Source organism: Streptomonospora nanhaiensis (assembly GCF_013410565.1).
GTDB classification, from domain to species: Bacteria; Actinomycetota; Actinomycetes; order Streptosporangiales; family Streptosporangiaceae; genus Streptomonospora; species Streptomonospora nanhaiensis.
Genome location: NZ_JACCFO010000001.1, coordinates 1,107,021 through 1,121,360 on the forward strand (window position 1 = coordinate 1,107,021; position 14,340 = coordinate 1,121,360).

Annotated in this window: 12 protein-coding genes; 2 read left to right on the forward strand and 10 right to left on the reverse strand. The window is 75.3% G+C overall.

What is annotated here, in order from left to right; all coding sequences use genetic code 11:
- Positions 1-102: 102 nt before the first annotated feature.
- From HNR12_RS04775 to HNR12_RS04820, 10 genes are all read right to left on the reverse strand, one after another.
- Positions 103-1,026: a YDG/SRA domain-containing protein gene (locus HNR12_RS04775; RefSeq protein WP_179766351.1), complete on the reverse strand. Its 924-nt coding sequence runs from the start codon at positions 1,024-1,026 to the stop codon at positions 103-105.
- Between the two features lie 145 nt (positions 1,027-1,171).
- The gene (locus tag HNR12_RS04780; RefSeq protein ID WP_179766352.1) at positions 1,172-2,695 is read right to left on the reverse strand and encodes an aldehyde dehydrogenase family protein; all 1,524 of its coding nucleotides are present in this window, start codon (positions 2,693-2,695) and stop codon (positions 1,172-1,174) included.
- Between the two features lie 285 nt (positions 2,696-2,980).
- Positions 2,981-4,432: an alanine/glycine:cation symporter family protein gene (locus HNR12_RS04785; RefSeq protein ID WP_179766353.1), complete on the reverse strand. Its 1,452-nt coding sequence runs from the start codon at positions 4,430-4,432 to the stop codon at positions 2,981-2,983.
- A 196-nt stretch (positions 4,433-4,628) separates the two neighbouring features.
- Positions 4,629-5,630, reverse strand: coding sequence for a proline racemase family protein (locus tag HNR12_RS04790; protein WP_179766354.1), 1,002 nt, complete (start codon positions 5,628-5,630; stop codon positions 4,629-4,631).
- A 1-nt stretch (position 5,631) separates the two neighbouring features.
- Positions 5,632-6,555: a dihydrodipicolinate synthase family protein gene (locus tag HNR12_RS04795; protein ID WP_179766355.1), complete on the reverse strand. Its 924-nt coding sequence runs from the start codon at positions 6,553-6,555 to the stop codon at positions 5,632-5,634.
- Positions 6,556-6,621: 66 nt separating this feature from the next.
- Positions 6,622-8,028, reverse strand: a complete 1,407-nt coding sequence (locus HNR12_RS04800) for an FAD/NAD(P)-dependent oxidoreductase (RefSeq protein ID WP_179766356.1) — start codon at positions 8,026-8,028, stop codon at positions 6,622-6,624.
- Positions 8,025-8,294, reverse strand: coding sequence for a (2Fe-2S)-binding protein (locus HNR12_RS04805; protein ID WP_179766357.1), 270 nt, complete (start codon positions 8,292-8,294; stop codon positions 8,025-8,027). Before HNR12_RS04805 ends, HNR12_RS04800 begins: the two co-directional genes overlap by 4 nt.
- A gap of 77 nt (positions 8,295-8,371) precedes the next feature.
- Positions 8,372-9,559 (reverse strand): NAD(P)/FAD-dependent oxidoreductase, encoded by a 1,188-nt coding sequence (locus HNR12_RS04810; protein ID WP_179766358.1) that lies wholly within the window; start codon positions 9,557-9,559, stop codon positions 8,372-8,374.
- 236 nt (positions 9,560-9,795) lie between these two features.
- Positions 9,796-10,404, reverse strand: a complete 609-nt coding sequence (locus tag HNR12_RS04815) for a helix-turn-helix domain-containing protein (protein ID WP_338119722.1) — start codon at positions 10,402-10,404, stop codon at positions 9,796-9,798.
- Positions 10,405-10,555: 151 nt separating this feature from the next.
- Positions 10,556-11,746, reverse strand: a complete 1,191-nt coding sequence (locus HNR12_RS04820) for a lycopene cyclase family protein (RefSeq protein ID WP_179766360.1) — start codon at positions 11,744-11,746, stop codon at positions 10,556-10,558.
- Between the two features lie 84 nt (positions 11,747-11,830).
- Here HNR12_RS04820 and HNR12_RS04825 point away from each other — a divergent pair, with 84 nt between their 5' ends.
- Entirely contained in the window at positions 11,831-12,568 is a 738-nt protein-coding gene (locus HNR12_RS04825; protein WP_179770410.1) for a class I SAM-dependent methyltransferase, read from the forward strand.
- A complete protein-coding gene (locus HNR12_RS04830; protein ID WP_179766361.1) occupies positions 12,565-14,127 on the forward strand; it encodes an FAD-dependent oxidoreductase in 1,563 nt (520 codons plus the stop codon). Before HNR12_RS04825 ends, HNR12_RS04830 begins: the two co-directional genes overlap by 4 nt.
- The last annotated feature ends 213 nt before the right edge of the window (positions 14,128-14,340 follow it).

Sequence of the window (14,340 nt, forward strand, 5' to 3'; positions counted from 1 at the left end):
TAGAAAATAAGTGAACCCCAGGGGCCCTCCCCTGGGGTTCACTTATTTAAGACCGCATATATTAAGCCCAATATTAAACTAGCATTCATATCATATTTGACATCATTCCTTTGTCCAAGACTCATGGTGATAATTAATGTACTCCACTCCGATTTTATGTTCCGACTGCACCCAAAGATCCCCAATTACCTCACCTGTTAAATTGTCAACAATTTTGAAATCAGAGGTGATATAGAGGGCCCCATTGTCAAACCGAAGGTGATCATTTGGACAGAGGCACAAGACGTTGGATTCATGATCCGGACCATTGTGCGGGACACCCAGAGGGCGAATATGCGCCGCCTCACTACTGGGCCCACTCGGCAAGTCTACTGACTTCCTGCAGATCTGACACTGGTTCTTATACCAAGACTTCACATTGCGAACAACGTCAGCTCTTCGCTGGACCTTGTTGATAACATGCTTGGTGCGGCCAACGGGGCCCACTTCAGCAGTGTCGCCTTCATCACCTGCCTGCACAGGGAGCTCGATCCCCGCAGGGAGCTGGGGATCCTCGACGTCAGCGACACTCCCCCACTTGACCATTAGAAACTGGCAGACCTTGAAACCGTCAGCGCGAGTTTTGAACCAGTGCCTTACCACTCTATACAAGCCACCATACTGATAACCGCTTGCGGGCGCAAATTCGGAGTCTTCTTCCGAACCGCGAATCACTCGCACCGGCAGTTTGTCAAGTTGACTCTTGACCAAGCCAGCATTTCCATTATCATCGAGCGTTTGATCTGCAATCTGTTTTTTGTTGGCGTCCTGGCCACCATGCCCGGTGTAAACAATGATATCGCCGTAGTCTTGGTCGTCAGGATAACCACCGCTCAGCACGATCGCGTCCGCGCCTTGCTTCTTAGTTCCTGAAATACCTGCCTGGTTATGCGCATGAAGCCCATGCTTGCGCATTTCTGCCCGTGTGGCGTAGGTCGACCCTTCAGGGTGCCCAGGGATCTCGCCGAACGTTCGCTGATACGCCATGACCCTATCTTGACCGAAACGCCCCGATGAGCACCAGCCCATTCTCCCCGGCCACTTCGCGGGAGAACGAAAGTGTGGTACCGCAGTCGCGACATGGGGCCGCCCGCCCCGGGTCGGTTCGGGGCGGGCGGGGGCGTGTGCCGGGTCAGTAGGCGGCGGGGAGGACGAGGCGGCCGTCGATGCGGCGGGGGATGGACGGCTGGTCGTCGCGGAGTTCGGGAGGAAGAACGGGCTCGGGGGCGTCCTGCCAGGTGAACGGGCGGAGGAAGCGGCGGATGGCGGTGGCGCCGACCGACGTGTGGACGGTGGAGGTCGACGGCCACGGGCCGCCGTGGTTCTGGGCCCACGACACGCGCACGCCCGTGGGGAAGCCGCCGAACACCACGCGGCCCGATCCCGCGCGCAGGACGGACGTCAGCGCGGCGACCTCGGCGGCGTCCTCGCCCTCCTCGGCGGTGCCGGTGTGCAGGGCAGCCGACAGCGACGGCGGAAGGCGGCGCAGGGCCGCGCGCAGCTCCTCCTCCCCCGTGTAGCGGACCAGGACGGCCAGCGGGCCGAAGCACTCCTCGGCGGCGTCCGCCGTCAGGTCGGCGGCGGCGACGCCGAGCAGGCGCGGGGCCGCCCAGTAGCCCTCGGCGGGCGCGGCCGCGCCCTCGGCGAGCACCGCGACGCCGGGCAGGCCGGCCAGCCGCGCGCCGATCGACCCGTAGGCGGTGTGCACGCGCTCGTTGAGCAGCACCGCCGCCGGCGCGGCGGCGAACCCGGCGCGCACCTCCTCGGCCAGGGCGTCGCCCTCGGCGCCCGCCGGGACGAACACCAGGCCGGGCTTGGTGCACAGCTGGCCGCCGCTGCCGGTCACCGAGGCGAGGACCCCGGCCGCGATCCGCGCCGCGCGGTGCCGCGCCGCCGCGCGGGTGACCACGACGGGGTTGATGCCGGACAGCTCGCCGTAGAAGGGGATGGGCTCCGGGCGCGCGGCCGCGATGTCCATCAGCGCCCGCCCTCCGGCGGCCGACCCGGTGAACCCGACGGCCTTGATCCGGGGGTCGGCGACCAGCGCGCCGCCGGCCTCGCGGCCGCGGACCAGGCCCAGCACGCCCTCGGGCGCCCCGGCCTGCCGTGCGGCGTCGGCCATGACGCGGAAGACCAGCTCGCTGGTCGCCGGGTGCGACTCGTGGGCCTTGACGACGACCGGGCAGCCGGCGGCCAGGGCCGACACCGTGTCGCCGCCGGGCACGGAGAAGGCCAGCGGGAAGTTGCTCGCCCCGAACACCGCCACCGGGCCGAGCGGCACGAGCATCCGGCGCAGGTCGGGCTGTCCGGGCCCGGCGGCGTGGTCGATGGCGGCCTCCAGGTAGGAGCCCTCCTCCAGCACCTCGGCGAAGTGCTCGGCCTGGGCCACGGTCCGGGTCAGCTCGCCGTTGAGGCGGTCGGGCCCCAGGGCGGTCTCCCGGTCGGCGACGGCGGTGATGCGCTCGCGGCCGTTCTCCAGGGCGGCGCCGAGGGCGCGCAGCAGTGCCGCGCGCCCCGACCGGCCCATGGCCTCGACAGCGGGCGCGGCGCGCTCGGCCGCCAGCGCCGCGGCGGCGACCTCTTCGGGCCGCGAGGTGGCGGCCACCTCCTCGACCTGGCGTCCGGTACGCGGGTCGATGCTGGCTTCGACGGACACGGGTGGTTTCGTCCTTTCGCTTCACGTGGTGGTGTGCGGGCGCGCCGGCCCGCGGGCCCCTCAGCCCCGCGGGCCGGCGCTTCAGCGCGGTGGTGCGGGCGCGGCGGCCCGGGCGGCCCCTGCGCCGCGCCGCACGGCCGCGGCCGGCGCCGTCCCGGTCCCCCGTTCCGGGCGGCGCCGCGCGGACGCCCCGCGCCCCGCGCCGCTCCCCCGGTCGCGGCGCGGGCGCGGGAACGCCCACGGCCCCGGCCGCCCGTGCGGGAGGGCGGCCGGGGCGCGGGCGGGTCAGCGGCGCGCCGGGGCGTCGTCGCCGATCCAGTAGTCGGCGCCGGGGATGCCGGCCTTCTCGGGGTCGAACGTCGGGTCGAGCCCCGCCTTGCGCTGCGTGTCGTAGTCGCGCAGGGCGCGCAGCGCGGGCTTGGCCAAGAACAGCAGGCACAGCATGTTGACCCAGGCCAGCGACGCGTATCCCACGTCGCCGATCGCCCAGATGAGGTCCGCCGACTGCACGGACGCGTACATCGTCACCGCGATCATGACCAGGCGCAGGGCGAGCACCCAGCCGCCGCGGACGCCGGTGCGCGACAGGTAGGTCAGCGCGGTCTCGGAGATGTAGTAGAACGCCACCAGGGTGGTGAAGGCGAACAGGGTGATCGCGACGGCGACGAACACCGGGCCCACGCCCGGCGCCACCGAACTGACCGCCGCCTGGGTGTAGGCGGCCCCGGCCTCCACGCCCGGCAGGTTGTCGGCCAGCTGCTGCCCGTCCTCGGTGACGACGTTGTAGTTGCCGGTCACCACGATCATCAGGCCGGTCGCCATGCAGACGAACAGGGTGTCGATGTAGATCGAGAACGCCTGCACCAGCCCCTGCTTGACCGGGTGCGAGACGTCGGCGGCCGCCGACCCGTAGGTGCCCTCGCCCACGCCGGCGACGTTGGAGAACATGGCGCGGCGCACGCCCCACGCGACCGCCGCGCCGACGATGCCGCCGAAGACCGAGTCGACGCCGAACGCGCTGCCCAGGATCAGGGCGACGGCGCCCGGGATCTCGGTGGCGTGCACGGCGAGCACGACCACCGCGGCCAGGATGTAGCCGGCCGCCATGACCGGCACCAGGATGTCGGCCACCCCCACGACCCGCTTGCGCCCGCCGAACACGACGAAGGCGAAGACGGCGGTGAGGGCCACCCCGCTGATCCAGGGGCTCACCCCGGTCGCGGTGTCGATCGCGGCGGTGATGTTGTTGGCCTGCACGCCGGGCGCCAGCACCGCGTACAGCGCGATGGTGGTGACGGCGGCGACCACGGCCAGCCACTTCAGGCCCAGGCCGCGTTCGATGTAGTAGGGGATGCCGCCCCAGAACCGGCCGTCGATCTTGCGCTTGTAGATCTGGGCGACGGTCGACTCGACGAACGCCAGGGCGCTGCCCAGCAGCGCCATGACGCCCATCCAGAACAGGGCGCCGGGCCCGCCCGCGGCGATGGCGGTGGCGACGCCGGCGATGTTGCCCACGCCGACACGGCTGGACAGCGTCAGGGCCAGGGCCTGGAACGGGGAGATGCCCTCGGTGGCGTCCTTGCCGCCGCTCTTTCCTGCGCGGATCTGGCGGAGCATGTCGGGCAGCAGCCGGAACTGCACGCCGCGGGTGAGCACGGTCAGGGTCAGGCCCAGTCCCAGGGCCAGCACGACCAGCGGGTTCCACAGCCAGTCGTTGATGGTGACGAGGATTTCCATGGCGGACCAACTCTCGGTCGTCCGGGGGATCGGCGGCGCGCGCACGCGGAGCCGATGGGAGGGAAGGGGGGATGGGGGGATGAGCGGGGTGCGCGGGAACCCGCGGGGTGTGCGGGTTGCGCCGGCAGGCGGTGCGGGGCGGCGGGACCGCCCCGCACCGCGGTACCCGACCGGCCGCGGCCGCGGCCGCGGCCGGTCAGAGCGTGAAGCCCCGGGGGAAGGGGTCGCTCGGGTCCAGCAGGTACTGGCCCATGCCGGTGATCCAGGCGCTGCCGGTCACCGTGGGCACCGCGGCCGGCAGCCCGCCGACCTCGGTGGCCTCGACCAGGCGCCCGGTGAACCGGGTGCCCAGCAGCGACTCGTTGACGAAGTCGCTGTTCAGCGCCAGCTCGCCGCGGGCGTGCAGCTGGGCCATGCGGGCGCTGGTGCCGGTGCCGCAGGGCGACCGGTCGAACCAGCCGGGGTGGATGACCATGGCGTTGCGCGCGTGGGAACCGTCGCGGCCGGGCGCGACGATCTGCACGTGCTTGCAGCCGGAGATCAGCGGGTCGGCCGGGTGGACGGGCCGGTTCCGCTCGTTGATCGCCGCCATGATCGCCAGGCCGGTGTCCATCATCCGGTCCTTGGCGGCCTTCTCGAAGGGGATTCCGAGGTCGGCCGCCGGGACGATCGCGTAGAAGTTGCCGCCGTAGGCCATGTCGTAGGTGACCGTGCCCACGCCGGGCACCTCGACCACGGCGTCCAGGTCCAGCGAGAACGACGGGACGTTGCGGATGGTGACCGCCGCCGCCCGGCCGTCCTCGACCGCGACCTCGGCGGTGACCAGGCCGGCCGGGGTGTCCAGCCGGACCGTGGTCACCGGCTCGGTGACCTCCACCATGCCGGTCTCCACCAGGACGGTGGCCACCCCGATGGTGCCGTGCCCGCACATCGGCAGGCAGCCGGAGACCTCGATGTAGAGGACCCCCCAGTCGGCCTCGGGGTGCAGGGGCGGCTGCAGGATGGCCCCGCTCATGGCGGCGTGCCCCCGCGGCTCGTTGACCAGCAGTTCGCGGATGTGGTCGAGGTGCTCGACGAAGTACTGGCGCCGCTCGGCCATGGTGGCGCCCGGGATCGGCGCCACCCCGCCGGTGATCACCCGGGTCGGCATCCCCTCGGTGTGGGAGTCGACCGCGGAGAAGTAGCGTGCGGCGCGCATGTCAGGCCACCGGCTGCGCGGAGGCGAGGTGGTCCAGGGCGCGGCGCACGTCGGCCTCCAGCTCCGCGAGCTTCTCGCCGGTGATGGGGCCGCGCGGGGGCCGGCACGGGCCGCCGTAGCGGCCGACCTGCTCCATGGCGTACTTGATGGCCTGCACGAACTCGGTGCGGGAGTCCCAGCGGAACGCCGCGACCAGCGGCTCGTAGAGGGCGCGGGCCTCCTCCAGGCGGCCGGCGGTGGCCAGCTCGAACAGGCGGGCGGACTCGGCGGGGAACACGTTGGGGAACCCGGCGAACCAGCCGGTGGCGCCCATGAGCAGCGCCTCCAGGGCGACGTCGTCGGCGCCGGCGACCACGGTGAGGTCGGGCACCAGCTCGCGCAGCTCCAGCACGCGGCGCACGTCGCCGGTGAACTCCTTGATCGCCACGACGTTGTCGATGGCGGCGATCTCGGCCACGAGGCGGGGGGTGAGGTCGACCTTGGTGTCGAACGGGTTGTTGTAGACCATCACCGGCAGGCCGGCGGCGGCCACCTGCTCGAAGTGGTGGATGATCTCCGACTCGTTGGCGCGGTACATGGTCGGCGGCAGGCACAGCACGCCGTCGGCGCCGTCCTCGGCGGCCTTCTCGGCCCAGGCGCGGGCCTGGTGGGCGCCGACCCCGTGCACGCCCACCACCACGACGCCGTCGTCGCCCACGGCCTCGATGGCGGTGCGCGCGACCGCGCGGCGCTCGTCGTCGGTCAGGGAGGAGTACTCGCCCAGCGAGCCGTTGGGGCCCACGCCGCGGCAGCCGCTGTCGACCAGCCAGCGGCAGTGCTCGGCGTAGCGGTCGAGGTCGACGCGCAGGCCGGCGGGGGCGGCGGGGTCCTCCTGGTAGGGCAGCGCCGTGGCGACGATGACCCCGTCAAGCTTCTCTTGCGTCATGGCTCCTGTTTCCGGTTCCTCGGGATGGGGTGGTACGGGGGGCGGGGCGGCGGGCCGGGCGGCGGTTCACCGGCGGCCCGCGGGTGTGTCGGCGCCGTCGGCGGTGTCGCCGGCGGCCAGCTCGCCGAGCCGCACGGGGGCGGCGATGGGCCGGCGGGCGAACCCGTCGGCGAGTCGCGGGTCGCCGAGCAGCTCGGCGACGTTGCGGCCGCAGACGCGGCCCTGGCAGGGGCCGAGTCCGGCCCGGGTGACCAGCTTGAGGGGGCGCGCCGCCGAGGCGCCGCGCTCGCGGGCGGCCGCGCGCAGCTCCCCGGCGCGGACCTCCTCGCAGCGGCAGACCAGGGTGTCCTCGGCGAGCCAGGTGGACCAGCCGGGGCGCACGGGGTGGGCCGCGGCCAGCGCGGCGGCGAACCGGCGCCCGCGCCGGACCCGGCGCAGCGCGGCCAGCGGGGGGCGGGGGTCGCGGCCCACCAGGCGGGCGGCGGCGGCTCCGGCGACCTCGCCCTCGGCGGCCGAGAGCGCGGCACCGCCGATCCCGGTCAGCTCGCCGGCGGCGAACACCCCGGGCACCGAGGTGGCCTGGGCGGCGTCGACCCGCACGAAGCCCTCGGCCATGGCGCACCCGGCGGCGACGGCCAGCTCGGTCTGCGGGGTGAACCCGAAGCCGACGCAGACCGCGTCGGCCTCGACGCGCCGCTCGGTGCCGGGCACCGGGTTCCAGTCGCGGTCCAGCCGCACGGTGGTGGCGGCCTCGACCGCGTCGGTGCCGTGGGCGGCCACGACCGTGGTGCGCGGCCGGTAGGGCACCCGGTGGCGGGCGAGCGCGGCGAGGTGGCCGGCGAGTTCGCCGAGCTTGCCGCTGCCGGCCAGGACCCCGCCGGGGTGGCGCAGCCAGCCGGTGACGGGCTCGCCCGCCTCCAGGACGGCGGTGATGCGCGCGCCGGCGTCGAGCAGTGAGCGGGCGACGGGCAGCAGGAACGGACCGGTGCCGGCGAGCAGGACCCGCTCGCCGACGGCCAGGCGCTGGGCCTTGGCCAGCGCCTGGGCGGCTCCGGCGGTGTACACGCCGGGCAGGTCCCACCCGGGGAAGGGCAGGGCGCGGTCGTGCGCTCCGGTGGCCAGCACCAGGGCGCGGGTGTCGACGGTGGCACCGGTGCGGCCGGGGTCGTCGGCGGGGCCGGTGCGCAGGTGCAGGCGGTGGCCGCCGGGCACGGGCTCGATCGCCCACACCACGGTGTCGGGGCGGTGCTCGACACCGGGCGGCAGCGCGGTGGCGGGGTCGCGGTCATCGGCGCCGGCGAGGGCGTCGCGGCGCAGGTACTGGCCGCCGGGCGCGGGCTCGGCGTCGATCACCAGGACGGCGGCGCCCGCGGCGGCGGCGCTGCGCGCGGCGGCCAGGCCGGCGGGGCCGGCGCCGACCACGACGACGCGGTCCGTGCGGGCGGCCGGGGCGGCCGGGGTCGTCTGGGTCATCGGGGCAGCTCCGCTCCGTGCTGCACGCGGATGTCGTCGCCGTCGGCGACCCGGCGGCGGCAGGCGCGCACGTCGGGCACGCCGTTGACGACCACCAGGCAGTCGAAGCAGACGCCGATGCCGCAGAAGACGCCGCGCGGGCGGCCGGCGCCCCGGGTGGTGCGCCAGGAGCGGCGCCCCTGGCGCAGCAGCACCGCGGCCACGGTCTCTCCGGGCGTGACGGCGACCTCGCGGCCGTCGATCCGCGCGGTCAGGCGCTCGCTCACGGGCGCACCTCCTTGGGCGGGGTCGGGGCGGGGGCCGCCGGGGGCGGCGGCCGGGGGACGGTGGTCGGCGGGGGCGCTCACGCGGGGGCTCCCGCCAGGAGCGCGGGGCGGTCCACGCGGAAGGGCGCGGGGTCGAGCACGGGGTCGGCGCCGGTGAGCAGGTCGGCCAGCAGCCGGCCGGTGCCGGCGGCCAGGCCGATCCCGGCGCCCTCGTGGCCGGTGGCGTGCCACAGGCCGGGCAGGCGGGGGTCGGGCCCGATGACCGGCAGGTGGTCGGGGGCGTAGGGGCGGAACCCGCCGTAGGCCCGCATGACGGGCACCCGCTCCAGCACGGGGAACAGGGCGGCGGCCTTGCGGGCGATGGCGCGCAGCACGTGGACGCGCATGGTGTCGTCGAATCCGACGCGCTCGCGGCTGGAGCCGATGAGCACGGTCCCGGCGGCGGTGGACTCCACCACGGTGGAGGTCTGCAGGTCGGCGTCGTCGCTGCCGACGGCGCCCACGTAGTCGGCGTCGTAGACCTTGCGGCGCACGGTGCCCGGCGGCAGCGGGGCGGTGACCAGGACGACGCCGCGCCGGGGGCGGATGTCCAGCGGGGCCCCGGCGGTCTCGGCGAAGGCGCCGGCCCAGGGGCCGCAGGCGTTGACCACGGCGCCGCAGGGGATGTCGCCGCCGCTGGTGGCCAGGGCGGCGACGGCGCCGGAGCGGTCGCGGCGCACGCCCAGCGCGCTGGTGCGGCCGCGGACCTCGCCGCCGCGGGCGCGCACGGCCGCCAGGAGCGCGGTGGCGGCGAGCACCGGCTGGAGCTGGGCGTCGTCGGGGTAGAGGACGGCGCCGGAGACGCGCGGGGTGAGGTGGGGCTCCAGCTCGCGGGCGTGCTCGGGGGTGATGTCCTCGGCGCGCACGCCCTGGTCGCGCTGGGTGGCGGCGAAGGCGGCCAGGGCCTCGGCGTCGGTGTCGCCGAGGGCGGCGACCAGGCCGCCCTTGGGGTCCCACTCGGCCTCGGCGGCGCGCGGGCCCAGCTCCTCGCGCAGGCCGGCCAGCAGGTCGGGCCACAGGCGGCGGGACAGCTTGGCCAGTTCCAGTTCGGGGCCGGGCTCCTTGTCGGAGACCAGGACGTTGCCCTCGCCCGCTCCGGTGGTGCCCGACGCGGGGGCGCCGCGGTCGACCACCACGACGCGGCGGCCGGCCGCGCTCAGCGCCTCGGCGCACGCGGCGCCCACGACGCCCGCGCCGACCACGACGACGTCGGGACTCCCCGGCATGGCGCACCACCTCTCACCCGAAGGCCGTTCATTAAAGCGAACGATGAGAGGCTAATCATGCGGCGTGGCTCACGTCAATGCCCGGTTGGCGACAAGTTTTCCCTGGTGTTCAGGTTTTACTTGCCCGGAACACAACCGGAATCCGCCCCGGTCGTTCGTCGGGGTGAACGGCCGGTGGCCGCGAACGCGTCGGGCGCGGCGACCGGAGGCTCCGGTCGCCGCGCCCGGCAGGGGTTTCAGCCGCGGCGCCGGCGGCCGTGCACCGAGCACGCGCGCGCCGCGGGCGAGGGGGCGTCGTCGGAGTACTGAAGGAGCAGGGTGGAGGCCACCGGGTCGGGGCCCACCGCCTCGTAGAAGTGCGGGTGCTCGGCGGAGAAGCACACGTAGTCGCCCGGGCCCAGCTCGAAGGGGTCGTCGGGCGGGCCCAGCCGCAGGACGCCGGAGGTGACGATGTGGTGCTCGCGGCCGGGGTGGCCGTCGGAGTACTGCGGCCGCCCGGGGCGGAAGCGCTGGTCGTAGAGTTCGATCGTGCCCTCGGTGAGGTCGAGGCGGCGCAGCATGCGCAGGTCCACGGCGTCGCCGCTGAAGACCTCGACGTCCTCGGCCCGCACGAGCACCACGTCGGGGTCGCGGCGCTCGGTCAGCAGCGAGGACACCGGGACACCCAGGGCGTTCGACAGACTGAACACGGTCTCCAGGGTGGGGTTGCCCGCGCCCGATTCCAGCTGCGACAGGGTGCCCTTGGCGATCCCCGACCCGCGCGCCAGCTCCGAGAGCGAGATCCCCGCCATTTCGCGCAGGACACGCAGATTGGCCGCCAACACCTGTCCGCCGCGTGCGCGCACCGTGGACCCCTCCCCCGGCTCGGCCCCGGGCCCCGGCGCGCGGACGGCGCGGCGGGAGGGGGCGCTGGAATCGTTCACTGGAATGTACCGGCCCCGTCTCGCGGAGGCGAGCCCCGGGCCCGGTTCGGGGACGCGGGGGCCGCTCCCGGGGTCAGCCCCGCGGGCGCACCCGGGGCCGCCTCCGCAGGGCGCACTCGGCGGCGGTCAGGGCCATGGGCGCCACCGGGGCGCGCAGGCCGATCGCGAGTTCGCGCAGCGGGTGGGAGGGGCCGTCGAGGAAGTCCAGCACCGCGGGCAGCGGCGTGCGGTCGAACAGCCGGGTGAAGAACGCCGCCCCGTCGACCCGGCCGGTGTCCAGGGCGCGCAGCAGCACCGCGTCCATGGCCAGGTGGCGGCGCCGGTGCGGCGTCGGCGGCACGGGCTCGGCGCCGCGCTCCAGGGCCCGCGCCACGGCCGCCGTCTGGCGCTGGATCCCGCTGAAGGTGTAGCCGGTGGAGGGCCGCGTGGCGCCCCCGGCCGCGCCGATGCGGAAGACGCGGCGCCCGGCGCGGGTGGGAAAGCGCGCGTCGGTCATCGGGATGGCGCCCTGCTCGGCCGCCGTCACCTCGACCTCGCGCAACTTGAGCACGCGGCCGGTGTAGTCGCGCAGCGCGGCCTCGTAGGCGGGGGTGTCCAAGGCCTCGCGGGTGAACTCGGTGTACTCCACCAGCGCCTCGCGCGGCGACAGCGGCAGCACGTAGCCGAAAGAGACCCCGCGTGCGGGCTGGGGCGTGCGCAGGTCCATCAGCACGGCGCCGGAGGGGTCGAAGGCGTCGTGCGGCGTGCGCGCGAACCAGCCCCGGAAGTGCTGGAGCAGCGCGGTGCGCCCGGGCGGCGGCGCCGCCGGGCGGGAATCGAAGACCCAGGTGGCGGCGATCTCCACCGGCGCGCCCGCGCCGTCCACGGCGCGCACCACCGCGCGCTCGGCGCCGTCGGCGACCTCGGCCACGGTGGCCCGCAGCACGGTGACGCCCTCGACGGCCGTCGCGGCCACGTACTTCTCGAAGTCGCGCGAGCGCAGCATCTTGTAGCTGAAGGGCGCGGTGCGGTGGACCCGCCGCCGCCCGTCGGCGCCGACCACCGCCAGCCGCTCCCACCGCGCCGCCAGCACGGGGTCCCACCGGCCCACTCCGCGCTCCCAGTAGCACCAGGTGCGCTCGGGCGGGCGCGCCGGGCCCGGCGGCGGCTCAACGAGCGCGATCCCAAGGCGCCGGCCCGCCGCACGGTTCGACGCCGCCAGGCGGTGGGTAAGAGACAGCCCAGCCGCCCCGGCGCCCACCACGGCCACATCGAACTGGCGCATGGTGCCAGCATGGCACGCGGTCCGGCCCGGCGCACGGCGGCGATCCGCCGCGCGGCGCGGCGGCCTGGCGGCTCGGGGGGCGCGATGCGGGGTTCGGTGCACGGCATGAAGGCGGGGGCGGTCACCGCCGAGTTCGACCGCGCCGCCTCCGGCTACGACCGCCTGGTGGGGGCCAACCCCGGCTACCACCGCGACCTGCGGACCTCGGCGCGGCGCCTGGGCGCCGCCCCCGGTGCGGGGGTGCGCGTCCTCGACCTGGGGTGCGGCACCGGCGCCTCCACGGCGGCGCTGGCCGCCGTGCTGCCCGGGGCCGCCGTGATCGGGGTCGACGCCTCGGCGGGCATGCTCGCCGCCGCGCGCGCCAAGCCCTGGCCCGACCGGGTGCGGTTCGTGCGCGCGCGGGCCGAGGACCTCACCCCGCGCGACATCGGCGGCCCGGTCGACGCCGTCTTCGCGGCCTACCTGCTGCGCAACTGCCCCGATCCCGACACCGCGCTGGCCGCCATGCGGGCGCTGCTGCGGCCGGGCGGGCGCCTGGCCCTGCACGAGTACTCCGTGGCCGACTCCGCCGCCGCGCGCGCGGTGTGGACCCTGGTCAGCTGGGGGGTGATCATCCCCCTGGGCCGGCTGGTGACCGGCCGGGCCGACCTGTACCGCTACCTGTGGCGCAGCGTTGTGGAGTTCGACGGCCTGGCGCGGCTGCGGGAGCGCGTGCGCGCGGCCGGGTTCGCGGACGTGCGCGCCCATCCCCTGCCGGGCTGGCAGCGCGGCATCACCCACACGCTCACCGCGCGGGCGCCCGGCGGGCGGGGCGGGGCATGACGCGCCCGGGCCGCGACCGCCGCGCCGAGGCCGTCGCCCCCGCTCCCCCGCCCCGCGCCTCCCGCGCGCCCGCCGGCCCGCGCCCGCGCGCGGTGGTGATCGGCGGCGGCATCGCGGGCCTGGCGGCGGCGACCGCGCTGGCCGAGCGCGGCGTGGCGGTGACCGTGCTGGAGCGCGAGGCGCAGCTGGGCGGGCGGCTGCGCGGCTGGCCCACCACCCTGCGCGACGGTTCGCGGGTGACCATGTCGCGCGGGTTCCACGCGTTCTTCCGGCAGTACTACAACCTGCGGGCGCTGCTTGGGCGCGCCGACCCCGGCCTGGCCGCGCTCGCCCCGCTCGCCGACTACCCGCTGGTGCACGCCGGCGGCGCCCGCGACGGGTTCGCCGGGCTGCCGTCCGCGCCGCCGTGGAACGCGTTCGCGCTGGCCGCGCGCAGCCCCAGCTTTCCGGTGCGCGAGCTGGCGCGGGTCAACACGGCCGCCGCCGCGCAGCTGCTGGACGTGGACGTGCCCGGGGTCTACGCGCGCCTGGACCGGGTGCCGGCGCCCGACCTGCTGGCGGCGGTGCGGTTTCCGGCCAGCGCCCGGCACCTGGCCTTCGAGGTGTTCTCGCGCAGCTTCTTCGCCGACCCCCGGCACCTGTCGGCGGCGGAGCTGGCGGTGATGTTCCACATCTACTTCCTGGGGTCGGCCGAGGGGCTGCTGTTCGACGTCCCGCGCGCGCCGTTCCCCCGGGCGCTGTGGGACCCGCTGGCCGCGCGCCTGCGGCGGCTGGGCGCCGAGGTACGCACCGGCACGGAGGCCGAGGGCGTCGAGGTGGAGGGGGCCGCGTCGGCGGCCGGCCGCCGGCCGGCGGTGTGGGCGGCGGGCGAGCGGCACGCCTGCGACGGGGTGGTGCTGGCCGCCGACGTGCCGGGGCTGCGCGGCCTGGCCGAGCGCGTCGAGGGCGCCGACCCCGCGTGGCTGGGCCGGCTCAAGCGGCTGCCGGGCGCGCCGCCGTTCCTGGTGTCGCGGCTGTGGCTGGACCGGCCGGTGGCCGCCTCGCGCCCCGGCTTCCTGGGCACGGCCGGGTATCCCACGCTGGACAACGTCAGCGTCCTGGAGCGCTTCGAGGACGAGGCGGCGGCGTGGGCGGGGCGAACCGGCGGGTCGGTGGTGGAGCTGCACGCCTACGCGCTGCCCGCAGGCTGCGACGAGGCGGCCGAGCGCGCGCGGCTGCGCGCCCAGCTGCACCGGGTCTATCCGGAGACCGCCCGCGCCGGGGTGGTGGACGAGCGCCACGAACTGCGCGCCGACTGCCCGCTGTTCCCGCCGGGCGGGTTCGCCGAGCGGGCGGCGGTGCGCACCCCCCACCCCGGGATCGTGGTGGCGGGCGACCACGTGCGGGTGGACCTGCCCGTCGCCCTCATGGAGCGCGCCGCCACCAGCGGGTTCCTGGCCGCCAACGCCCTGCTGGCGGACTGGGGCCTGCCCGGCCACACGGTCTGGAGCGTCCCCCGCCGGGGCCGCCTGGCCTTGGCCCGCGCCTTCGCCCGCTGGGCGCGCTCGCGCGCGGGGTGAGGACGCCGCGCCCGGCGCCGCCGCCCGGTCCGGCCGAGCGGCGGCGCATCAGCGGTGGCCGACCGCGTGGATCACGTGGCGTACCAGCGCCAGTCCAGGCACAGGTCGGAGTCGTTCTGGCGCTCCTGGCACACCCGGAACCGGATGCGAGGCACCGCGTTGGGGTTGCGCACGTGTTCGTGCTCCCACACACTGCTCTGATCCTGGGGAATG

Coding starts and splice junctions, on each gene's coding strand:
- HNR12_RS04775 (WP_179766351.1), bottom strand. CDS start 1,026: ATGGCGTATCAGCGAACGTTCGGCGAGATCCCTGGGCACCCTGAAGGG.
- HNR12_RS04785 (WP_179766353.1), bottom strand. CDS start 4,432: ATGGAAATCCTCGTCACCATCAACGACTGGCTGTGGAACCCGCTGGTC.
- HNR12_RS04790 (WP_179766354.1), bottom strand. CDS start 5,630: ATGCGCGCCGCACGCTACTTCTCCGCGGTCGACTCCCACACCGAGGGG.
- HNR12_RS04795 (WP_179766355.1), bottom strand. CDS start 6,555: ATGACGCAAGAGAAGCTTGACGGGGTCATCGTCGCCACGGCGCTGCCC.
- HNR12_RS04800 (WP_179766356.1), bottom strand. CDS start 8,028: ATGACCCAGACGACCCCGGCCGCCCCGGCCGCCCGCACGGACCGCGTC.
- HNR12_RS04810 (WP_179766358.1), bottom strand. CDS start 9,559: ATGCCGGGGAGTCCCGACGTCGTCGTGGTCGGCGCGGGCGTCGTGGGC.
- HNR12_RS04820 (WP_179766360.1), bottom strand. CDS start 11,746: ATGCGCCAGTTCGATGTGGCCGTGGTGGGCGCCGGGGCGGCTGGGCTG.
- HNR12_RS04825 (WP_179770410.1), top strand. CDS start 11,831: ATGCGGGGTTCGGTGCACGGCATGAAGGCGGGGGCGGTCACCGCCGAG.
- HNR12_RS04830 (WP_179766361.1), top strand. CDS start 12,565: ATGACGCGCCCGGGCCGCGACCGCCGCGCCGAGGCCGTCGCCCCCGCT.